This is a genomic window from Pseudomonas sp. MM227 (genome assembly GCF_947090715.1).
GTDB classification, from domain to species: domain Bacteria; phylum Pseudomonadota; class Gammaproteobacteria; order Pseudomonadales; family Pseudomonadaceae; genus Aquipseudomonas; species Aquipseudomonas baltica.
The window spans coordinates 3170242-3187038 of record NZ_OX352319.1 but is presented as its reverse complement, the minus strand read 5'-3'; the positions used below and the strand labels follow the sequence as shown (position 1 = coordinate 3187038).

General features: G+C 54.4%; 16 protein-coding genes and 1 pseudogene. 6 read left to right on the top strand and 11 right to left on the bottom strand.

Going from position 1 to position 16797, the window contains the following annotated elements; translation table 11 throughout:
* Nucleotides 1–11: 11 nt before the first annotated feature.
* Nucleotides 12–1574: a sensor domain-containing diguanylate cyclase gene (locus tag ONG87_RS14390; protein WP_264381506.1), complete on the bottom strand. Its 1563-nt coding sequence runs from the start codon at nt 1572–1574 to the stop codon at nt 12–14.
* Nucleotides 1575–1643: 69 nt separating this feature from the next.
* Complete coding sequence (gene pobA, locus ONG87_RS14385) at nt 1644–2828, bottom strand: 4-hydroxybenzoate 3-monooxygenase (protein ID WP_264381505.1); 1185 nt, start codon at nt 2826–2828, stop codon at nt 1644–1646.
* A gap of 156 nt (nt 2829–2984) precedes the next feature.
* Between pobA and ONG87_RS14380 the strand changes: the two genes are divergently transcribed.
* Nucleotides 2985–3854: a helix-turn-helix domain-containing protein gene (locus ONG87_RS14380; protein WP_264381504.1), complete on the top strand. Its 870-nt coding sequence runs from the start codon at nt 2985–2987 to the stop codon at nt 3852–3854.
* Between the two features lie 20 nt (nt 3855–3874).
* On the opposite strand, the gene ONG87_RS14375 is transcribed toward ONG87_RS14380, so the two are convergent.
* From ONG87_RS14375 to ONG87_RS14365, 3 genes are all read right to left on the bottom strand, one after another.
* Nucleotides 3875–4444 (bottom strand): TetR/AcrR family transcriptional regulator, encoded by a 570-nt coding sequence (locus ONG87_RS14375; protein WP_264381503.1) that lies wholly within the window; start codon nt 4442–4444, stop codon nt 3875–3877.
* A 130-nt stretch (nt 4445–4574) separates the two neighbouring features.
* Nucleotides 4575–5276: a glutathione S-transferase family protein gene (locus ONG87_RS14370; RefSeq protein WP_264381502.1), complete on the bottom strand. Its 702-nt coding sequence runs from the start codon at nt 5274–5276 to the stop codon at nt 4575–4577.
* A 122-nt stretch (nt 5277–5398) separates the two neighbouring features.
* Entirely contained in the window at nt 5399–6241 is an 843-nt protein-coding gene (locus ONG87_RS14365) for a LysR family transcriptional regulator (protein ID WP_264381501.1), read from the bottom strand.
* A gap of 94 nt (nt 6242–6335) precedes the next feature.
* Here ONG87_RS14365 and ONG87_RS14360 point away from each other — a divergent pair, with 94 nt between their 5' ends.
* Together ONG87_RS14360 and ONG87_RS14355 are read left to right on the top strand one after the other, a co-directional pair.
* Nucleotides 6336–6719, top strand: coding sequence for a hypothetical protein (locus ONG87_RS14360; RefSeq protein WP_264381500.1), 384 nt, complete (start codon nt 6336–6338; stop codon nt 6717–6719).
* Entirely contained in the window at nt 6676–8403 is a 1728-nt protein-coding gene (locus ONG87_RS14355; protein WP_264381499.1) for a PQQ-dependent sugar dehydrogenase, read from the top strand. Before ONG87_RS14360 ends, ONG87_RS14355 begins: the two co-directional genes overlap by 44 nt.
* A 12-nt stretch (nt 8404–8415) precedes the next feature.
* Here the strand turns inward: ONG87_RS14355 and ONG87_RS14350 are convergent, their stop codons facing one another.
* Nucleotides 8416–8865 (bottom strand): hypothetical protein, encoded by a 450-nt coding sequence (locus ONG87_RS14350; protein ID WP_264381498.1) that lies wholly within the window; start codon nt 8863–8865, stop codon nt 8416–8418.
* 73 nt (nt 8866–8938) lie between these two features.
* Between ONG87_RS14350 and ONG87_RS14345 the strand changes: the two genes are divergently transcribed.
* Nucleotides 8939–9313 (top strand): MerR family transcriptional regulator, encoded by a 375-nt coding sequence (locus ONG87_RS14345; protein WP_264381497.1) that lies wholly within the window; start codon nt 8939–8941, stop codon nt 9311–9313.
* A 461-nt stretch (nt 9314–9774) separates the two neighbouring features.
* A complete protein-coding gene (locus ONG87_RS14340) occupies nt 9775–11001 on the top strand; it encodes an SIR2 family protein (RefSeq protein WP_264381496.1) in 1227 nt (408 codons plus the stop codon).
* Between the two features lie 372 nt (nt 11002–11373).
* On the opposite strand, the gene ONG87_RS14335 is transcribed toward ONG87_RS14340, so the two are convergent.
* Together ONG87_RS14335 and ONG87_RS14330 are read right to left on the bottom strand one after the other, a co-directional pair.
* Nucleotides 11374–11736 (bottom strand): hypothetical protein, encoded by a 363-nt coding sequence (locus ONG87_RS14335; RefSeq protein ID WP_264381495.1) that lies wholly within the window; start codon nt 11734–11736, stop codon nt 11374–11376.
* Between the two features lie 297 nt (nt 11737–12033).
* Nucleotides 12034–12216: pseudogene (locus ONG87_RS14330) on the bottom strand (IS5/IS1182 family transposase); the annotation flags it as partial.
* Between the two features lie 164 nt (nt 12217–12380).
* On the opposite strand from ONG87_RS14330, the gene ONG87_RS14325 reads away from it, so the two are divergent.
* Nucleotides 12381–13526: a hypothetical protein gene (locus tag ONG87_RS14325; protein WP_264381494.1), complete on the top strand. Its 1146-nt coding sequence runs from the start codon at nt 12381–12383 to the stop codon at nt 13524–13526.
* Between the two features lie 377 nt (nt 13527–13903).
* Here the strand turns inward: ONG87_RS14325 and ONG87_RS14320 are convergent, their stop codons facing one another.
* From ONG87_RS14320 to ONG87_RS14310, 3 genes are read right to left on the bottom strand one after another with little or no spacing between them, the layout of a single operon-like run.
* The gene (locus ONG87_RS14320) at nt 13904–14833 is read right to left on the bottom strand and encodes a hypothetical protein (protein ID WP_264381493.1); all 930 of its coding nucleotides are present in this window, start codon (nt 14831–14833) and stop codon (nt 13904–13906) included.
* Nucleotides 14830–15171 (bottom strand): hypothetical protein, encoded by a 342-nt coding sequence (locus tag ONG87_RS14315; protein WP_264381492.1) that lies wholly within the window; start codon nt 15169–15171, stop codon nt 14830–14832. Before ONG87_RS14315 ends, ONG87_RS14320 begins: the two co-directional genes overlap by 4 nt.
* The gene (locus ONG87_RS14310) at nt 15165–16277 is read right to left on the bottom strand and encodes a hypothetical protein (RefSeq protein ID WP_264381491.1); all 1113 of its coding nucleotides are present in this window, start codon (nt 16275–16277) and stop codon (nt 15165–15167) included. The genes ONG87_RS14315 and ONG87_RS14310 overlap by 7 nt, the downstream gene beginning before the upstream one ends.
* Nucleotides 16278–16797: the final 520 nt, after the last annotated feature.

Below are 16797 nucleotides of genomic sequence, written 5' to 3'. Positions count from 1 at the left end.
GGGCAGATGCCCTAAGTCACCAGGCTGCTAGAGTATGAACCGGTTGCTTGCGCACCAAGCAGCTCGTTCGCCTCGACACGGTTCCGGCCTCGGTTTTTGGCGCGATACAGAAGCCTGTCCGCCTCCTTCAGGGCTGCGGTATAGGCGTCATGTTTGGGTGCGTTGATTGCCACCACGCCCAGGCTGACAGTGACGTTACCCAACGCACTGGCTGAATGCTCGATGCCGGCATTGAAAATGGACAGCCTGACCTTTTCGGCAACGCTGAGCGCACCGGCAAGATCCGTTTCCGGTAGCAGAATCACGAACTCCTCGCCACCATAACGCGCCGCCAGATCCCCGGCTCGGTGCACCGCACTGCCTATGAGGCTGGCGACTTCCATGAGGCAGTCATCGCCTCGGACATGCCCGTACTGGTCGTTGTATTGCTTGAACCAATCGATGTCCAACAGGATGATCGCCAGCGTCGAGCGATTGCGGCTGGCTCGTGCCCATTCCTGGCGCACGGCAAAGTCGAAGCGACGTCGGTTGGGCAACTGCGTCAGGCTGTCGGTTTGCGCAATAGTTTCCAGTTCGTTCTGGGCGCCTTGCAGCTCGCTTTCCGCCGTTATCAGTTGCTGGATTTGCTTGTACAGCAAAACGCTCAGCCCTATCAGGGCAAGGCAGATCAGGGCAATCAGCCCGGCCGACCGATAGGCATACGCCCACCAGGGGGCGAATACGTGTTGGGAGGAGACACCCGCAGCCGCGACAATCGGCAGGCCGGTGACCCGGCGGTAGGCATAGATCCTTTCCACACCGTCCACCAAAGATCTGGTCACGGCAATACCGCTGTCACTCTCGGGCAGATAGCGCGAGAAAATATCGCCTTTGGCAAGGTTGGTGGTCATCAGCGCCGTCAGGGTAGGGCGCCGGGCCAGCAGGTCACCGTTGTTCAGGGCCAGGAAAATAACGCCCTGGTCGTCTACATCCATTCGTTCGAAGAACGTCTGGAAATAGGCAACGGGCACCGTGGCCAATGCCACACCGGCAAAAGTACCATCAGCGCCATTGATACGTCGGCTGATCGGGATGACCATATCCCCGGTGATGCGACTTTTCACGATGGAGCCGATTCGCGTGGCGGTATCACTGTGATCACGGTGATAGATGAAATAAGGACGATCACCGTTATCGTGGGTTTGAATCTCGGAGAACGAGTTAACTATCCAGTTGCCCCGGGCGTCGAAGATGAAGAGCCCCTGGATAGCCTCGACGTTCGACACGTTTGCCGCCATCAGCTTCGCCAACCGCGCTCGCGCGTCGATCGCAAGCCCGTCGTGCTCTACGCGTTCCACAAGATCACGCAAGGTATTGTCAGCTTGTCGCACCGTATCTTGAGCTTGCTGTTCGGCGGCACGGACGATATTGGAAACTGCAACTTTGGCGGCCGCCAGACGTTCTTCCCGGGACAAACTCATTTGCCACGCAGTTGCCAGACCCAAGGATAGACACACCAATGCAATGAAGCCTATCAGGGCTTTGCTCAGCAACGACGGCGATAGTCTGGCTGGGGTAAAGTCGCTTGGTTTCATAAAAGGCGTCATTGGCTTGGCGGCAAAGCGAGATCAATGCAGTTTCCGTACCGCACTGGAAGCTCGTATTCATTCTATGTCTTCATACGGCAAGCCGACGTAGTTCTCGGCAATGGTCTGGCGGCCGGCAGGCGAACCCACGAAGTAGTCCAGTTCGGTCTGCTGCATACGCTGTCCGAAGGCATCGGTGTCGGGAAAACGGTGCAACATCGAGGTCATCCACCAAGAGAACCGTTCGGCTTTCCAGACGCGGCGCAGGCAGATGTGCGAGTACTTCTGCAGCAGGTCGGTACGCCCTTCGCGATAGACCTTGAGCAGGATGCGATACAGGGTGCTGACATCGCTGGCCGCCAGGTTCAGGCCTTTGGCTCCCGTGGGCGGGACGATGTGGGCGGCATCGCCGAGTAGAAACAAACGGCCGTATTGCATCGGCTCCACCACGAAACTGCGTAACGGCGCGACACTCTTTTCAATGGACGGGCCGGTGACCAGTCGCTCTGCGACAGGCGCGGGCAGGCGACGCTTCAATTCATCCCAGAAGCGCTGATCGGACCAGTCCTCGACCTTCTCCTCTGCTCCCACCTGCAGGTAGTAACGGGTGCGCGTTGCCGAACGCATGCTGCACAAGGCGAAGCCACGCTCATGGTTGGCGTAGATCAATTCGTGGTTGACCGGCGGTGTGTCGGCCAGAATACCCAGCCATCCGAAGGGGTAGGTGCGTTCGAAGACGCTCAGGGCCTCTGCCGGGATCGCTTGCCGCGACACGCCATGAAAGCCATCGCAGCCGGCGATGTAGTCGCAGTCCAGGCGAACCGTCTCGCCGTTGTGCTGGAAGGTCAGGTACGGGCTGTCACTGTTCATGTCATGGGGCTGAACCTGGTCGGCCTCGTAGACCGTCAGCGCGCCGGCGGCGGCCCGGGCCTGCATCAGGTCGCGGGTGACTTCGGTCTGGCCGTAGACCATCACCGTTTTGCCGCCGGTCAGTGCGCTGAGGTCGATGCGTTCACTGCGTCCATCGAACGCCAGTTCGAACCCATCGTGCACCAGACCCTCGGCGTCCATACGCGCGCTGACCGAAGCTTCGCGCAGCAGGTCGACGGTGCCTTGCTCGAGCACGCCGGCACGAATCCGCGAGAGGATGTAGTCGGGGTCTTTGCGTTCGACGATGACGTTGTCGATACCCGCACGATGCAACAGTTGGCCGAGCAGAAGGCCGGACGGACCGGCGCCGATAATAGCGACTTGAGTTTTCATGTGAGCAGCCCTGTGAGGTGCGACTGCGGGCGTGACCCCTTGCAGTGCATTTTTATTGTTGTCCCCTGTATTTTTGATGAGCAGACTTGAGATAAGAAGGCAATATCCGGCATATTTCATGGACTTTCGGCGGATCGTTGCAGTGGGGAAGACACAATGTCGAAATCGCTCGCCGCGCCCGTTCCGGTGTTCAAGCTGTACGGCGAAACCGGGGCCTGGCCGACGCCAGACCTGATCCATTGCGAGTCGATTCCCGAGCGGAGCAAGCTGCATGGCTGGGAAATAAAACCCCATCGGCACAGCGATCTGGTGCAACTGTTGTACGTGCAGGCAGGGCAGGCCACGTTGAAGGTCGAGGACGAGGTCAATCTCGTCGATTCTCCTTCGCTGCAGGTCGTTCCAGCGCTGAGCGTGCACACGTTCAAGTTTTCCGCCGACACCCAGGGCCACGTGCTCAGCCTGGCGCTGCCCTTGGCCCATCAGCTCGGCGCCTTGCTCGGCAGCCCGGTGCTGACCACGGCTGTGTGTTATCCGGTCGGTGCCGAGCGTGCATATCTGGACACGCTGTTTTCAGCCCTTGCCCAGGAGTACAACCAACAGCGATCGGGCCGCGATGCAATGCTGCAATCCTTGATCACGATACTGTCGATCTGGCTCAGTCGGCGCAAACAAGCACTGTCCTCGTCGGACACCTTGCAAGTCGATCGGGGGCGCGATTATCTGCAGGTTTTCATCAAGACACTGGAACTGCGGTTTCGTGAACACCTGTCTATCGATCACTATGCCGCGACGCTCGGTATCGGCAATGCCCATCTCAACGCGCTGTGTCGGCGCCTCGCGGGGCAATCTGCATTGCAGATGATCAACCGGCGATTGCTGCTGGAGGCCAAGCGCGATCTGGTCTACACCAGCATGACCATCGCCGAGGTGTCCGACAACCTCGGGTTCTCCGACCCGGCCTACTTCTCGCGCTTTTTCAAACGCTGCACGGGGCAATCACCGAAACAGTTTCGCGTGCAGCGGTAGTGGGTGTCCGGCCCTGAAGGCTACTGACGGGGGGGCAGGGGCCCGTAAGCCCGATAGGCCTCGATCAGCGTATCGAACAGCGAGATGTCTGAGCGGCTTCTGGCAACCAGTTGAGCGCCGGCCACTGCCGAAAAGATAGCCCGCGCACGTACCTCGCTTGCAGCCGGTTCGCACACCTGCGCCTCGACCAGCAGCCGGCTCAACCAGGCAATGTTCACCTGCGCGAAAGCCTGGATTTCCTCGGCCATGGCCGGGGGAAGGTTATCGGTTTCAGCGCCCACGAAACTGCCCAGGCAAAGCCGGTTGTCAGCCTCCAGCGAGCGCCGAAAGATCTCGGGGAAGCGCTGCAGCGCTTCGACAGGGTTGGGGGTCTGCTCGGAAATGGTTTCCAGCGCAGCCGCACCGTCTTCCCAATAGCGCCGGGCAACGGCAACGCCGAGATCGGCCTTGCTCGGAAAGTGGTAGTAGATACTGGCCGGCTTGATCCCGACTTCATTGGCCAGGTCACGAAAATTCAGCCCGTTGTAGCCTTGTGACTGGGAAATGTTTCGGGCAGCCAGGAGTATGGCCTCGCGGGCGTTGCTGCTCATTGGGGTGCCTTTCGTACGTCGGACGAGTTCTCGGGGAAGCGCGGCATCTTAAAGCAAAAGCGCTCGGCATGACGCGTACCGAAGCCGCCAGGGGATGGCGGCCTCGGCCATTGCTACCCGTTGCGACCAATCACACGGTAGGCGAATCCAGCTCTGGTATGCCGCTGCTGCGGTCAGCGTAGGCCGCCTGGAAGGCTGGCCGTTGCTGCCAGCGCTGCCAGTAGCTGTCCAGATGCTCGAAACGCTCGTCCAGTGGAGTGGCGTTGACCGGGAACTTGGAGAAGGCGATGGCGGTTGCCAAAGTAATGTCGGCGAACGTCGGCTCGGCACCGCCCAGCAGCCATTCACGGCCGTCAGCCAGATGGCGATTGACCAAGGCGGCATGCATCAGCGCCTCCTTGCGGCAGTGCTCACCCCACGCTTCGTTCTTGGTCAGTTCAAGCTTGAAGCCCAAGCCGGTGTGCAGCACGTGGAACGCGGTGACGATGCGGTAGAGGATATGCACCCAGATGCGGTTGTCCCACATGGTATCCAGGCCCTGTTCCAGCGCGCTTTCGCCCATGATCTTGCGGCCCGGATAGGACTGGTCGAGGTAACGCGCGATGGCCGCCGTTTCTGCCAGGTAGCTGCCATCGGCCAACTGCAAGGTCGGCGTTTCACCCCACGGGTTCATGTTCAGATGGCGCCAACCGCGCTGCTGCCCACCCGGCGCCATGTCGTAGATGACTTCATCGAACTGATCGGCAATGCCCTTTTCGTGCATGAACAACCGCAGGCGCTGCGGGTTGGGGAAAGCCGAGGGGGAGGTGAAGAGCTGCAGTTTGGAAGTCATGGGTGGGTCCTAAGAGTTGAGCAGTCTGGCCTAACGCTTGTTAGGTAGACAGACCATAGGCGCCTCTTGAGAGCGCGTCAATAGGCTACCTAACGTTTGTTAGGCGCAACGATTCGCTTTTTTTACGAGTGATGCGCCACGGCTTCAAGGTGCTCCCGCATTCTGCTGACGGCCAGGCGGTTACCTGCATCGCCCCGACGTCGCTCAACGATGGAATAGGCGATCTCCGGCAGTGGCGGCAGCGCTGTGCCCGCCATCGCCGGTCGGCAGAAGCCCGCTTCGGTGCGGCAGGTAATCCCCAGTCCTGCTTCGACCGCCGCACGTACGCCATCGAGGCTCGGCGTGGTCAGCACCATGCGCCACGGACGCCCGGCGGCGTCCAGCACCCGCTGCGCGGCCAGCAGAAACGGGCAGGGCAGGGTAATGCCCACCAGCGGTACCACGTCACCGAGCAGCAGATCCGGGTTGCCGAACCACTTCATGGGAAGCCGGGTGACCACGCTGCCGCCAAACGGCTCACCCGCACACAAGGCGGCGTCGATGCGGTCCTCGCCTATGGCCTGCAGCAGTTCTGCCGTGCTGGCCACGACAATTGAAAAAGCAGCACCAGGGGTCGCGACGAGGACGTCCGCAAGCGTGGGGCGCAATACCCCTGCCACGAAATCCTGCACGACACCGAGTCGAACCGGCGCCGCGGTGTCCGGCGCAAGCTCCGCACGTGCGGCGTCTATGCGACCCAGGATCGAGCGCGCATGGCCCAGCAAAAGCCCCCCGGCCGTGTTGAGCCGCAAGGCCCGGCCATCCCTGTCGAACAGCGGCTGGTGCACGATGCCTTCAAGACGGGCGATCTGCAGGCTGAGCGCCGACTCACTGCGCGCAATGCGCGTGGCCGCCGCGGCCAGCGAGCCACCATCGACCACCGCCACGAAGGTGCGAAGCAACGGGGAAGGAATGTCCGCAATCATGAGGAAAACTCAAACCTGGGGTGTGGAAAGTCTCGAGTATAGTTTTGTTTTTCTCAAATAGACTTCGATCTCCATCATCGCCAGGAGAACGAAAATGCCTTTTGCCAGACTTACGCTGTCGCACGAGCCGTCTCTCGACCAGGGCCGCCAGTTGTGCACCGAATTGACTGACCTGATCGCCAACGAGCTGGGCAAACGCCGGGACCTCACTTCGGTGCTGATCGAAGTGCCGGGGGCACATCGCTGGACCGTCGGCGCTGATGAACAGCCGGCGGCGGCGCATCTTGAGGTCAGCGTGACCGCCGGGACGAACTCAAAAGAGGAAAAAACCGCGTTTATCGCAAGTGCCATGTCGTTGCTCCGACGGACCCTGCCCGACCTTCACCCGGCGACCTACATCGTTGTAAAGGAGCATCCGGCAACCGACTGGGGGTATGACGGGCGGACTCAGGCCGATCGGGCGAAGGGCCGCGGGTAGGCTGGTTTTTGAGTGCTGGCGTGCAGTGTTTGCGGTTAATCTCCAAGCATTGAAAGCCAGGCAGAGAAGGCATCGAATGAAGGCCGCGATCCACTACATAAGGGCACTGCTCGTCGCCGCGCTGGCGACGGGTGCCATTGCCAGTATCGTGCAGACTCAGCTCAACCTTGCCGAACTGATTCGCCTCGGTGCACCGGTGACCTTGTCGGTTCGACTCTGGACCACGCTCGAAGACCTTGCGCGGTTCGCTCCGGTCATGGCCGGCATAGCCTTTTTGACGCTCTCTTTCGCGGTGTTGGCAGGCCATTGGGTCCTGCGTTTCATCCCACCTTCCTGGCGCAGGCTCGTTTTCATCACGGCCAGCGTGGGTGCGTTGGGTTTCGTCTTCTGGCTGATGCGCTCGGTGATTCCGATGCCCGCATTGCCGGGCACCCGCACGGCGGTTGGCCATGTGCTGATGTCGCTGACGGGGATCGTCGGTGGGTGGCTTTATGCGCGTCTGAGCGCGGCTTCGGTCATGACTGCTCATTCGTCGAGCCGAGCAGGGCAGTGGCGTCAGGCGAGTGTGGTGGTGGCTCTCATCGCTGCGTCCGCCATGTTGTTTTTCGCCATGGCCCCTGGCACCGGCGATACGCCAACGAGGGTAGATTCCGCCAGCTACAAGGTCCAGACGGTTGCGACGGGCCTGAACCGCCCATGGTCGGTGGCGTTTCTTCCAGACGGCCGCGTCCTGGTCACAGAGATGCAAGGGCGGCTCCTGGCCATCGCTGCCGATGGCGCGTCTGCGCAGATCAAGCTCGACGGGCTGCCGCCCCTCTTCCAGCAGGGCGGCACTGCGGGATTGATGGAGGTCGCGCTGGATCCGCAGTTCGAACACAACGGTTGGCTTTACCTGACCATGGCCTATGGCGAAGCCGGTGCGAACGGCACGCGCCTTGTGCGTGCCACGTTGGCGAATGATCGGCTCAACGACGTACGCGTGCTGTTCAGCTCCACGCTCAAACCTCGCGCCGGCAACAACGGCGGGCGCATTGCCTTTCTTGGCGACCAGACCCTGGTGCTCGCGCTCGGCGACGGCAGCGAGCGGCGAGAAGAAGCGCAGAATCCTGCGAACGATCTGGGCACCCTGGTCAGAATCGACCGCGAGGGCCGCCCGCCGGCGGATAACCCTTTCATCGGCCAAGCTAGCGTCGCCCCGGAAATCTACAGCCTTGGCCACCGCAATGTGCAGGGCATCGCCGTCGATCCCACCACAGGCGATTTGCTGATCACCGAGCATGGCGCGCGCGGCGGCGACGAGGTCAACCACATCGTGCCGGGCGCCAACTACGGCTGGCCCATCGTCACGGGCGGTATCGACTACCCGTTTGCGAAAATCACGCCATTCACCCGGTTGCCTGGCTACCAGGATGCAATCCTGGAGTGGACACCGTCGATTGCACCCGCTGGCTTGGCCATCTATGACGGCTCGCTGTTTCCCCAATGGCAAGGCGATTTGCTGGTCCCGGCACTCAAGGAGCGTGCCGTGCGCCGCGTTGTGCGTAACGGCCAGCAGATCGTCGATCAGCAACTGCTGCTGGGCGAACTGGACGAGCGCATGCGCGACGTCAAGGTAGCTCCCGATGGGTCGATCTATGTGCTGACCGATGGAGTCGATGCGAAGCTGTTGCGGCTGACGCCATAGCGAGACTTTCGTCTACCGCGCACCGAGACCAGAACCATCAGGGCGTGCCTGCGTTTGAACCGCTCGTAGATTGTCTGTCGGCAGCAGTTGCGCGATGGCAAAGGCCACTTCGAAAACCGTGAAGCCCAGAATCAGAAAACTGGCGCCGTGAGCTACTGCAAACAGCTGCCAGGCAGCGAACAGCACTCTCGCCAGTGCGTCATACAAACCAATGCTGCGGCTGGGTTGCACCAGCCGCCATATCGACCAGACCACCACGATGCTGCCCAGCAAATTGGCGAATAGCATCGCGGTAATGTCCAGCGTGGGGACCGTTCGGTCCAATGCCAGCGCAGCGGACAGCGCTGCGAATCCTTCAAAAACCAGCAATGCCGTCCAAGGCGTCATGAAGCCTGCAGTGACCACAAGATCGTAAACAGCACTGGCCCGAACGATCTGTAGATTTCTATTTACGCTGATCATATTCACCCCTCACAGTTGGAGCTCGCAGGCTAAAGCCTGGAGTTAGGTCCAGAGTCAAAGGGAGAATTGACGGGTGAAGATCGGAGAAGTGGCAGCGAAGGCGGGCGTGTCTGTCGATACCCTGAGGTTCTACGAAGAGAAAGGCTTGATCAAGCCGGGTCGTGCTGCCAACGGCTATCGGTTTTATGCCGAGCAGACGCTGCAACTGGTTGGGTATATCAAGCTGGCGCAGCAGTTGGGATTTTCGTTGAGGGAGATCGGCGAAAATCTGCCGTTGCTATGGACTGGCGAAGAAGCTTCCACCGATCTGCTGGCTCAGTTATTTGCAGAGAAAATTGCTTTGTTGGACGAGCGCATCGGACAAATGCATGCTCTGCGCAACCTATTGGCCGAGCGAGCCTTGCAGGTGTGTCCGTTGATGGGGGCTGGTCGGATTGCTGTGTCTTGAATGATGTTTTGCTGGTGCCGGGGTTCAAGGAGGGTGGCGTGGGGCGGGTTGTGCGTGATGGTCAGTAGGTCGTCGATCAGCAACATCCAGATCCCCTGTCGGGCGTTTGGTGGAGCGTCTCTGGAATGCGTTCGATAACAGCCGTCGGTCCCGCTTTCAGAGCTTCGAAGATGTCGATCCAGTTGATAGCCTTATCCGCATGGGGTAGGTGTTTGCTTCGAGAGTGCTGTTCTTACGGCGTGCGGCAGATGTTTGAGGTGAGAGATCTCTGGAGGGTATCAGCTGTCGTTTGGAGCAAGGCTGCGAATGGTGTAAATCACTGGCGGTCGATGACTCCGTGCGGAAAGGGCTGCTTTCGGCCAGAAGCAGCCGGTCGGGACCGGTAGAGAACGTCCAAGATCGGTCATAGCGAAGTGCATTGATCGGTTATGATCGCGAGCCTATTGGAGGAGATGAAGAGAATGGAGTCTGCAAAAATATTCGCGGGGCTGCTGAAGGATGCCCAGCCGGTTTACGGTAGGAACATGCGGCTCACAAACGTAACTTTTTTCCTGGGAGCTGGATTTTCCAAGTCGTGGGACAGTAAGTTCCCCGGCGGAAATGATTTATTTTCATTCGCTCACTCGGAGTGGTCGACTCTTGGTGGACCGCTAGAAGAGTTCCTTAGACTTTGTAATTATCAGACTTTAGGGTTGGACATTGACGCATCCATGTTCAAGGATATCGTGTACCAAATCGGAATGATGAAGAAGTACCCAGAGATGCGGCCGCGATACATCGACGATCAGAACCTGGATATGGTGGAAAAGCATCTACGGTATTTAGTCCGCAAGAAATTTGAACGATCTGCACCAATTTATTTTGAAGAAGACGAGAAGCTAAAACTTCCGAACTCCCCAACAAAGGCCCAACAGAAGATTCTCTCCTTCTTTCAAATTCTCGAGCGTTCAAACGATGGTTCGCAGGGCATACCTGAGGGCTTGCGAGCAAATTACGTCACGACCAACTACGACTTTGTTGTCGAGGCGATCCTAGACAACGCACTTGCTCCGGACGACAGCTATCGGCTCTATACTTATCGCGGACTAACCCCTTTCAGATACTGTGGTAGAGAGCCGGACACCACTGTCTTTGATAATGGGCTTGTCGGAAACCTGCTCAAGATTAATGGAGGCTTCGAGGTCTTCAAGTCAGACGGCGGTTTCGACTTTGACTACCGCGAGCCCAAAGACGACGCGGCACTTCGCGCGAATCCACCGCAATTGATGCTAGCCTCTAGGGAGCAGGACTATACGCAGGCCTATTTTCGCGCGCTATTCCCAAAAATAATTCGCCTTCTGCAAGAGACAACGGTGCTGGTTGTCGTGGGTTACAGCCTGCCGGACGAAGATGCTCTACTTCGTCTCATTATTCGTCAGTTTGCCGAAGATCGAGCTGACGGAAGCCAAAAGTTACTTTTCTACATCGACCTAAGTTCTGAGTCAGCGCAGGTGAAGAAGGTTAATGGTGTATTTCCCCATGTAGGGGAAATACGAGGGCTGACAGTTCTGCCGTACGCTGGTTCGTTCTCCCTGTGGTGCGACGAGGTGCTCGAAGAGTTCAAGACACTATCCAAGGCAACTTCATCCCTAGCTGCGGCTGGCAAGGCGAGTAAGCTGAACGGCGGGAAAGGTAAGAAGTGCCCTTGACTGCCAACCGAAGATAAGCAATGTCCTGAAATCCACTGAACGGCTACGGTCTCTACGCTAGAGAACAGCCGACGGACTGCAATGAGTTGTTGCCTATGCGGGCCAAGAACCTCATTAGTATTGAAGACGCTAAAGTTCTGGTCGCTGCTGGATGGACTTGGGCACACAACGATCAGGTCTACGCAGTTTGGGCGACTCCCGTATGTTCCGGTAGGGCATAGTTGGTGAAGTCCGGGCTACCATAGTCCAGGCCGAAGTCGGTAAAGCTCATGGGCATATGAGATCCAAAGAGACCTGAAGGGTGAGCATTCCCGCCGAGGAATGCTATTACTACGGTCGGTTGCTGCAAATACTGAGATAAGCACATCGACCTCATGCCCAGCCCTTTTTCGGCTGCCGATCTCCGGCGAAGAAGCCCGTAACCGCTTGGTAGACCGCAGTTCGCTCAAGCATTTTCGAACAGGCTTCTGAGCTCTGAGTCCCGGTGGTCAAAGAATGCACCGTACCGTTGGCCACACGCTGCCCATTAATGGATCTCATCAAAGGCCTAAACTCGCTGAGCGCGTGCCCCAATCCTTGAGCACGAAGCCAGTGAAAATGATGACCGTTGCTGTCTTTAACATAGATCAACCAAGGCAGCGTGATCTTCAACCCTTCTACTTCCGACACTAGCCCATCTACCACTTTGCCGCCCAGGTCCTTGAAGACCTCCAGACCACGATCAGCAGCTTCCATGGCGTCGCGGCGTAATCCTGGATCATCTGCTGGTATCGTTATCCAGACAGTGAGTTTAAGCTCTTTCCTTGACTGACTTGCTGCCCCGAGCTATCGCCAGCACGTCGTCTAAATTGACAGCCTTGTGGGCCTAGTAAAAAGGCAAGCCGCGGCGGCGATTATCAGGCCACGCTGCGCATGCTGAAATGATTACCGCTGGGCTACCGGACTGGCCATAGCTGCGTCATGATAGGAATGCACCTCTCGAACTGAAATCATTTCGCTCAGTAAGTCAGGGAAGTTGACTGACCCCTCAGTACGAACCATGGCTTCCAGTGAATACGGCTTTCGGCCGCGATGCGATTTTGGATGATACGGCTCGATGAATGCCACCAAACCGCTCCACGACACCACCTGTTCCATCTCGGACAAAAATCGCTCGCAGCGGGTTTGCTTGCGCTTACCGGCGTACTAGAAATTTGAAAAGCTCATTCTCCTCATGGGGTTTAGAGCTTGCTGGGGGACAGTTTGATGTTAGAGGTATTTCAGCACAGGTCCGACGTCCTGTGCTGACTTGATCGGAGACGCTCTAATTTTTCCGGTGAACATGTAGTAATATCGAGAACTAATTAACCCAGTAGAGTGTTTTAAGGGATTATCAAACGATGAAAGATTTCGCGGGCAGTATTCTCGGAAAGGTGTTATTAGCTCTGTTGGTTTTTTTTCTGGCTTTGGGGACTTTAGTTCCTCTGACTGTGCTTGTTACCTATTACCTAAAATTGGGTGGTGTTTCTGCTGACCCTCAGGATTGGTCCGCTTTTGGGTCAGTAATGTCAGGTTCGTTTACGCTTCTTGCTGCAGCTTCAACCACAGCAACTTTCTTGCTTTTGATATGGCAAAAAAAAGATGCTGACAAGGTCGTAGCTAAACAGATGGCTGCTATGCAGTTTGAGCAATACGTCAAGCATAGATCTCTATTCAAAGAGACTTTAGAAGATTTGGAAAGAAAATTTGGCAGCGTTTTCATTTTTAGAGATCGCGGCCAACTTTATCGCTATTTTTTCCCGAGGAATAGCGCATTTGAAATGAATTATAACGGCGGGTCATACTGCGAAGCACTCATCGATAGTCTTCAGAATGTGCTGGACACCGGAATTACTCTTGTCAGGTGTAAAGACCTTGAACATGCCAAGGAATTTGGTTGGGCTTTTCTAAGGTTGAATGAACAATTGGGAATTAGCTGGTTGCAAGCGGAACGTGAAGGTGATGTTCGAGTGTACGAAGGGCATATAAGTTATAGGGGAAATAAAAAAACCGGCTTAAATCTATTTAATATCAGTTCTGATTTGGCTCGCTCCGAAGAATTAATGATTACTCTACTTGAGTTTTCGGGGAGAGAGAATTTGTATTACACGGTGACTCGCCAAATATCCTCTATGGAGAGACTGCGCGAGCATCTATACAATGTGGTACTAGAAGAAGATCAAGCGAGCATTACCTTCTATTCAGAAAGTGATAACAGGCTGCGTGCATTCTATGAGCTATACAACTACTGCAAGCATACCGCGCGTGAAAATGAACGGTTTTTCGAGCCTCTTTATGAGTATCTTGAAAAGATATTAAGTGGAGGTGGTGGTGAATGGTCCCTGTCTTCTGCTGAGCAGGTTAAAGAAGTTATAGAGCACAGCAGGAATCTTGTGCGTGAAATACAGCTCACCCTTGGGATTGAACTGGGAGCGGCGTTTGATTACAGGCAAGGCGGAGTGGAGTTTCAAGAGGTCGATATAAAAATTTCTAAACTCAGTACTTGATTAAACATGGGGAGAGAAGTTGCTGATGGGACGTCTTTTGGGATGAGAATCAGTTTCGGGACCGTAATTACTGGCCCGGATGGAAAAATATTACGGAACGCTTTTTACTTGTTATTGAAGGGCGACCTAAGCTGAAAGAACAGCGTGACAAATCATCGGACGTAAATCGTTCTTGGAGTCATCTCAACAACCGCAGAAGTCCGCAAGCACTTTTGAGTGACAACCGCGCCGCGAAACCTGCTGGCTACCTATTGGTAGACAGCAGACATAATTTTCAGAACCCTAATGACTGACTGAAAACCCGGAAAACGATTTAGGCTTCACTACTATGAAAGCCAGTTTAGAAAATACGTATCATTGAAAGCGCACAAGTTTGGTCACTCTGGCATTGCACCATATTGTTTTGCAATACACACCCTTGCTTTTCCGTAAGGAAAGTTTTTGTAGGCATCCAGTTCAAACTCTAGATGATCATTGAGCGTAAGCGGAAAATCTAATGCCGCATCAAGCATAGCTTGGCGCGCGGTGTAGCCTTTCATTTTTCTTGCGAGATAAAATGCTTGGGTGGAATAATCTTCGTAACGGCTCTTTAACTGAAACGTCTTGATTGACGCACTAGATGCAGCATGATTTTTTGTAGCCTCGACATTCAACCGGTAACTCGTCGAAGGTAGTGCTAACGCAAGAGCTTCAGCAACTTTCTCCTCAGAAACTACTATAGGCCGAAGCTCAAACTCGATAGACTCTTCATCAGTAAATGGATTTAAATGAATGTTTTTTGCAAAATCAACCGCGTGCTTCATCTGGCTGCCGTTACATTTCTCACAACATGGTATAAAATTTGAGAGGGTCAACGCTAGAAAGGGATAATCCGACTTCGTATAGTAGTGATCAATCGGTGGCCTGTATCCCTTTAAGCCCTCATCAGGGAGGCAAGTTCCAGTGCTTACCATATGACAATAACAACAAACCTTGTATTTTGCATGGAGACAAAGATGATACGCAGTCCAAGGTCTTTGGGACCTTTTTGAGAACTCAGAAAAATCAAAAATATCTTTGAGCTTCTCTGAAGCACATTCACGTAGAAACCCACCACCAAAGCGACTTTCATAATCTGCAATGCACACAGTTAACTCTAGCGGAGTTCCGCCCACTATTACTCTTCTATTTGCTTGGACAAAGTCACAAATAGCGACATCTAAAAATGAATCGCTTAACGCTAGCAATCCTTTATCAATTTCAACATTGAGAAATATTGAATGATGGGCTACGGCGTCATCCCACACATCAGAGATATTTATGATCACTTTTGAAAACTCCGTCTTAAAGCTGATTTAATAGCCACATCCCCAATAACTTCAACTACATTACGATCCTCGCCAGTAGCATTCCCAGCTTTCGCCCTTTTATAAATCTCATTAATTTTACCAGCGGCAAACTCTCCTAGAGAGTTAGAACCAAAAGCCCCAGCAATGACTTCCTCCAAAGGTGCAGCAAATGAATTTATTGCGCAGCTTGAGTCGAGGCTAGTAACTAGCTCACCTGGAATATCCGCGGCTAGCAAAGGAGAGTGCGTCGCCATAATCAATTGCAAACTATGCAGATTGTGTTTTCGCTTGAGGCCACCAAGAAATTTATTCAGCATTGAAAATACCTACGCTGCCAATCCAAATGCAAATAGGCGTCACCTTCATCAATCAATAACAAGATAGAAAAACGCCCTTGTGCAGCAGCCTTGCCTATCGCGTCATCGATTAATGAAAACTGCTCTACTAAGGCCTGCAACCCTGAACTCAAATTTGACCACTCTATTTTTATAGGAGTTTCATGCCGCCGAACCATCTCCGATTGGCTAATACCGTCAATTTGAAATCTGTGAGTCCTTTGACTCCAGTCAAAGTCCTTCTTATAGGCATAATTGGCCAGCACAACCTTCGTACCGTCTACTATACTTTCTAACTTTCTAAATGATGATATCTCCGAAGGGGCAATAACGAGACTCACATGAACCAAAAACGCAAGCGCCGCTGACTTTTCGTCATAGTGCTTGTCTTTCGAATACATATACTCTAATGCCGACAAAAATAAACAACGATTAGTCTCTCCAATCCGTACGTCTATCTCGTGCTCCAAAAGCTCCTCAAGCCGCTTTAATATCAATTCTCGCTTGCCATCTAAAATCTTGTAGTCATCCGACTCTGCAGAATCAAGCTTGTTCACTAAGCTATTGAGATCAAAAATGGTGCGCTCCAATTCTGATGACAATATCTCTCTAAAGCTCTTTAGAACCGGGATGAGAACTGCTCGAAAAACAGTTCTTGAATACCCAAAAATACCGATTAACCTAGTATCTACTTTTAAAACTTGGGCTACTTCACCCAGCTGCTCAATTCTTCGGCTATCAGTATAAGGTTTAATGCTAGGAGATGCATTTATAACCCCGGGCTTCCGGACAAACTTCCGCCTGTACGGCAGGGCTGAGTAGTAGATCGCACAAAAGTTTTTATTGTGCGGGGCTCGTGGCTGGTAATTTCCGTTAGGAGTGCCTTGAAAATAGAATTGGACAGAGTCATCTTGAGAGGAGCCAATGGCATTCGCGAGGGACAACAACATCCGCGTCTTTCCCGAGCCATTGGTCCCCAATAATAAATTGACGCTATCAACCTCAAACAATCTACCAAGACGATCGACACCTGGAGGTAGCAACTCGATCAGTCGATCATCAACTCTTATCGCTTGAATTTGTGACATATCCTCGTTCTAACCACCTTGAGCGTACCTGCAGAGTATTGAGCTTACTGCTATCGGAAGAAAATAGCATTTGGCCACGATCACCGATCATCTTAACCTTCTCGAAGCTTGACCCGCGCAAACGTGCCCTATCAAAATTTGCCTTATGAGCTATTGCGCATGAACGAGTCCCGTATACCGAGGCGTTCAGGCTCAGAACCTTTGTCGAGGGCTACAAAAAGATCAGCATAATTGTCCTCCCAGTGAAAGGCTGCTTTGGGTTGATAACTGCGACTGCGTTAAAATCAACATTAACATTAACATTGGCTCCATTTTATCCATCCCTGTGCGTTCTCGAGCTTCTATCTTACATATCCGTTCTGCCAGTGAAATCAAAAGCGGATTCACCTGCACCTGCGCTGATGCTGATGCTGATGCTGATGCTGATGGTAAAGAAAGCACTATCCATCCTACATAGCCCTCAAGCTCACACCGGGTGTGAAAGCGACAGAGCATTTCACAGCGATCGTCACCGAGACTA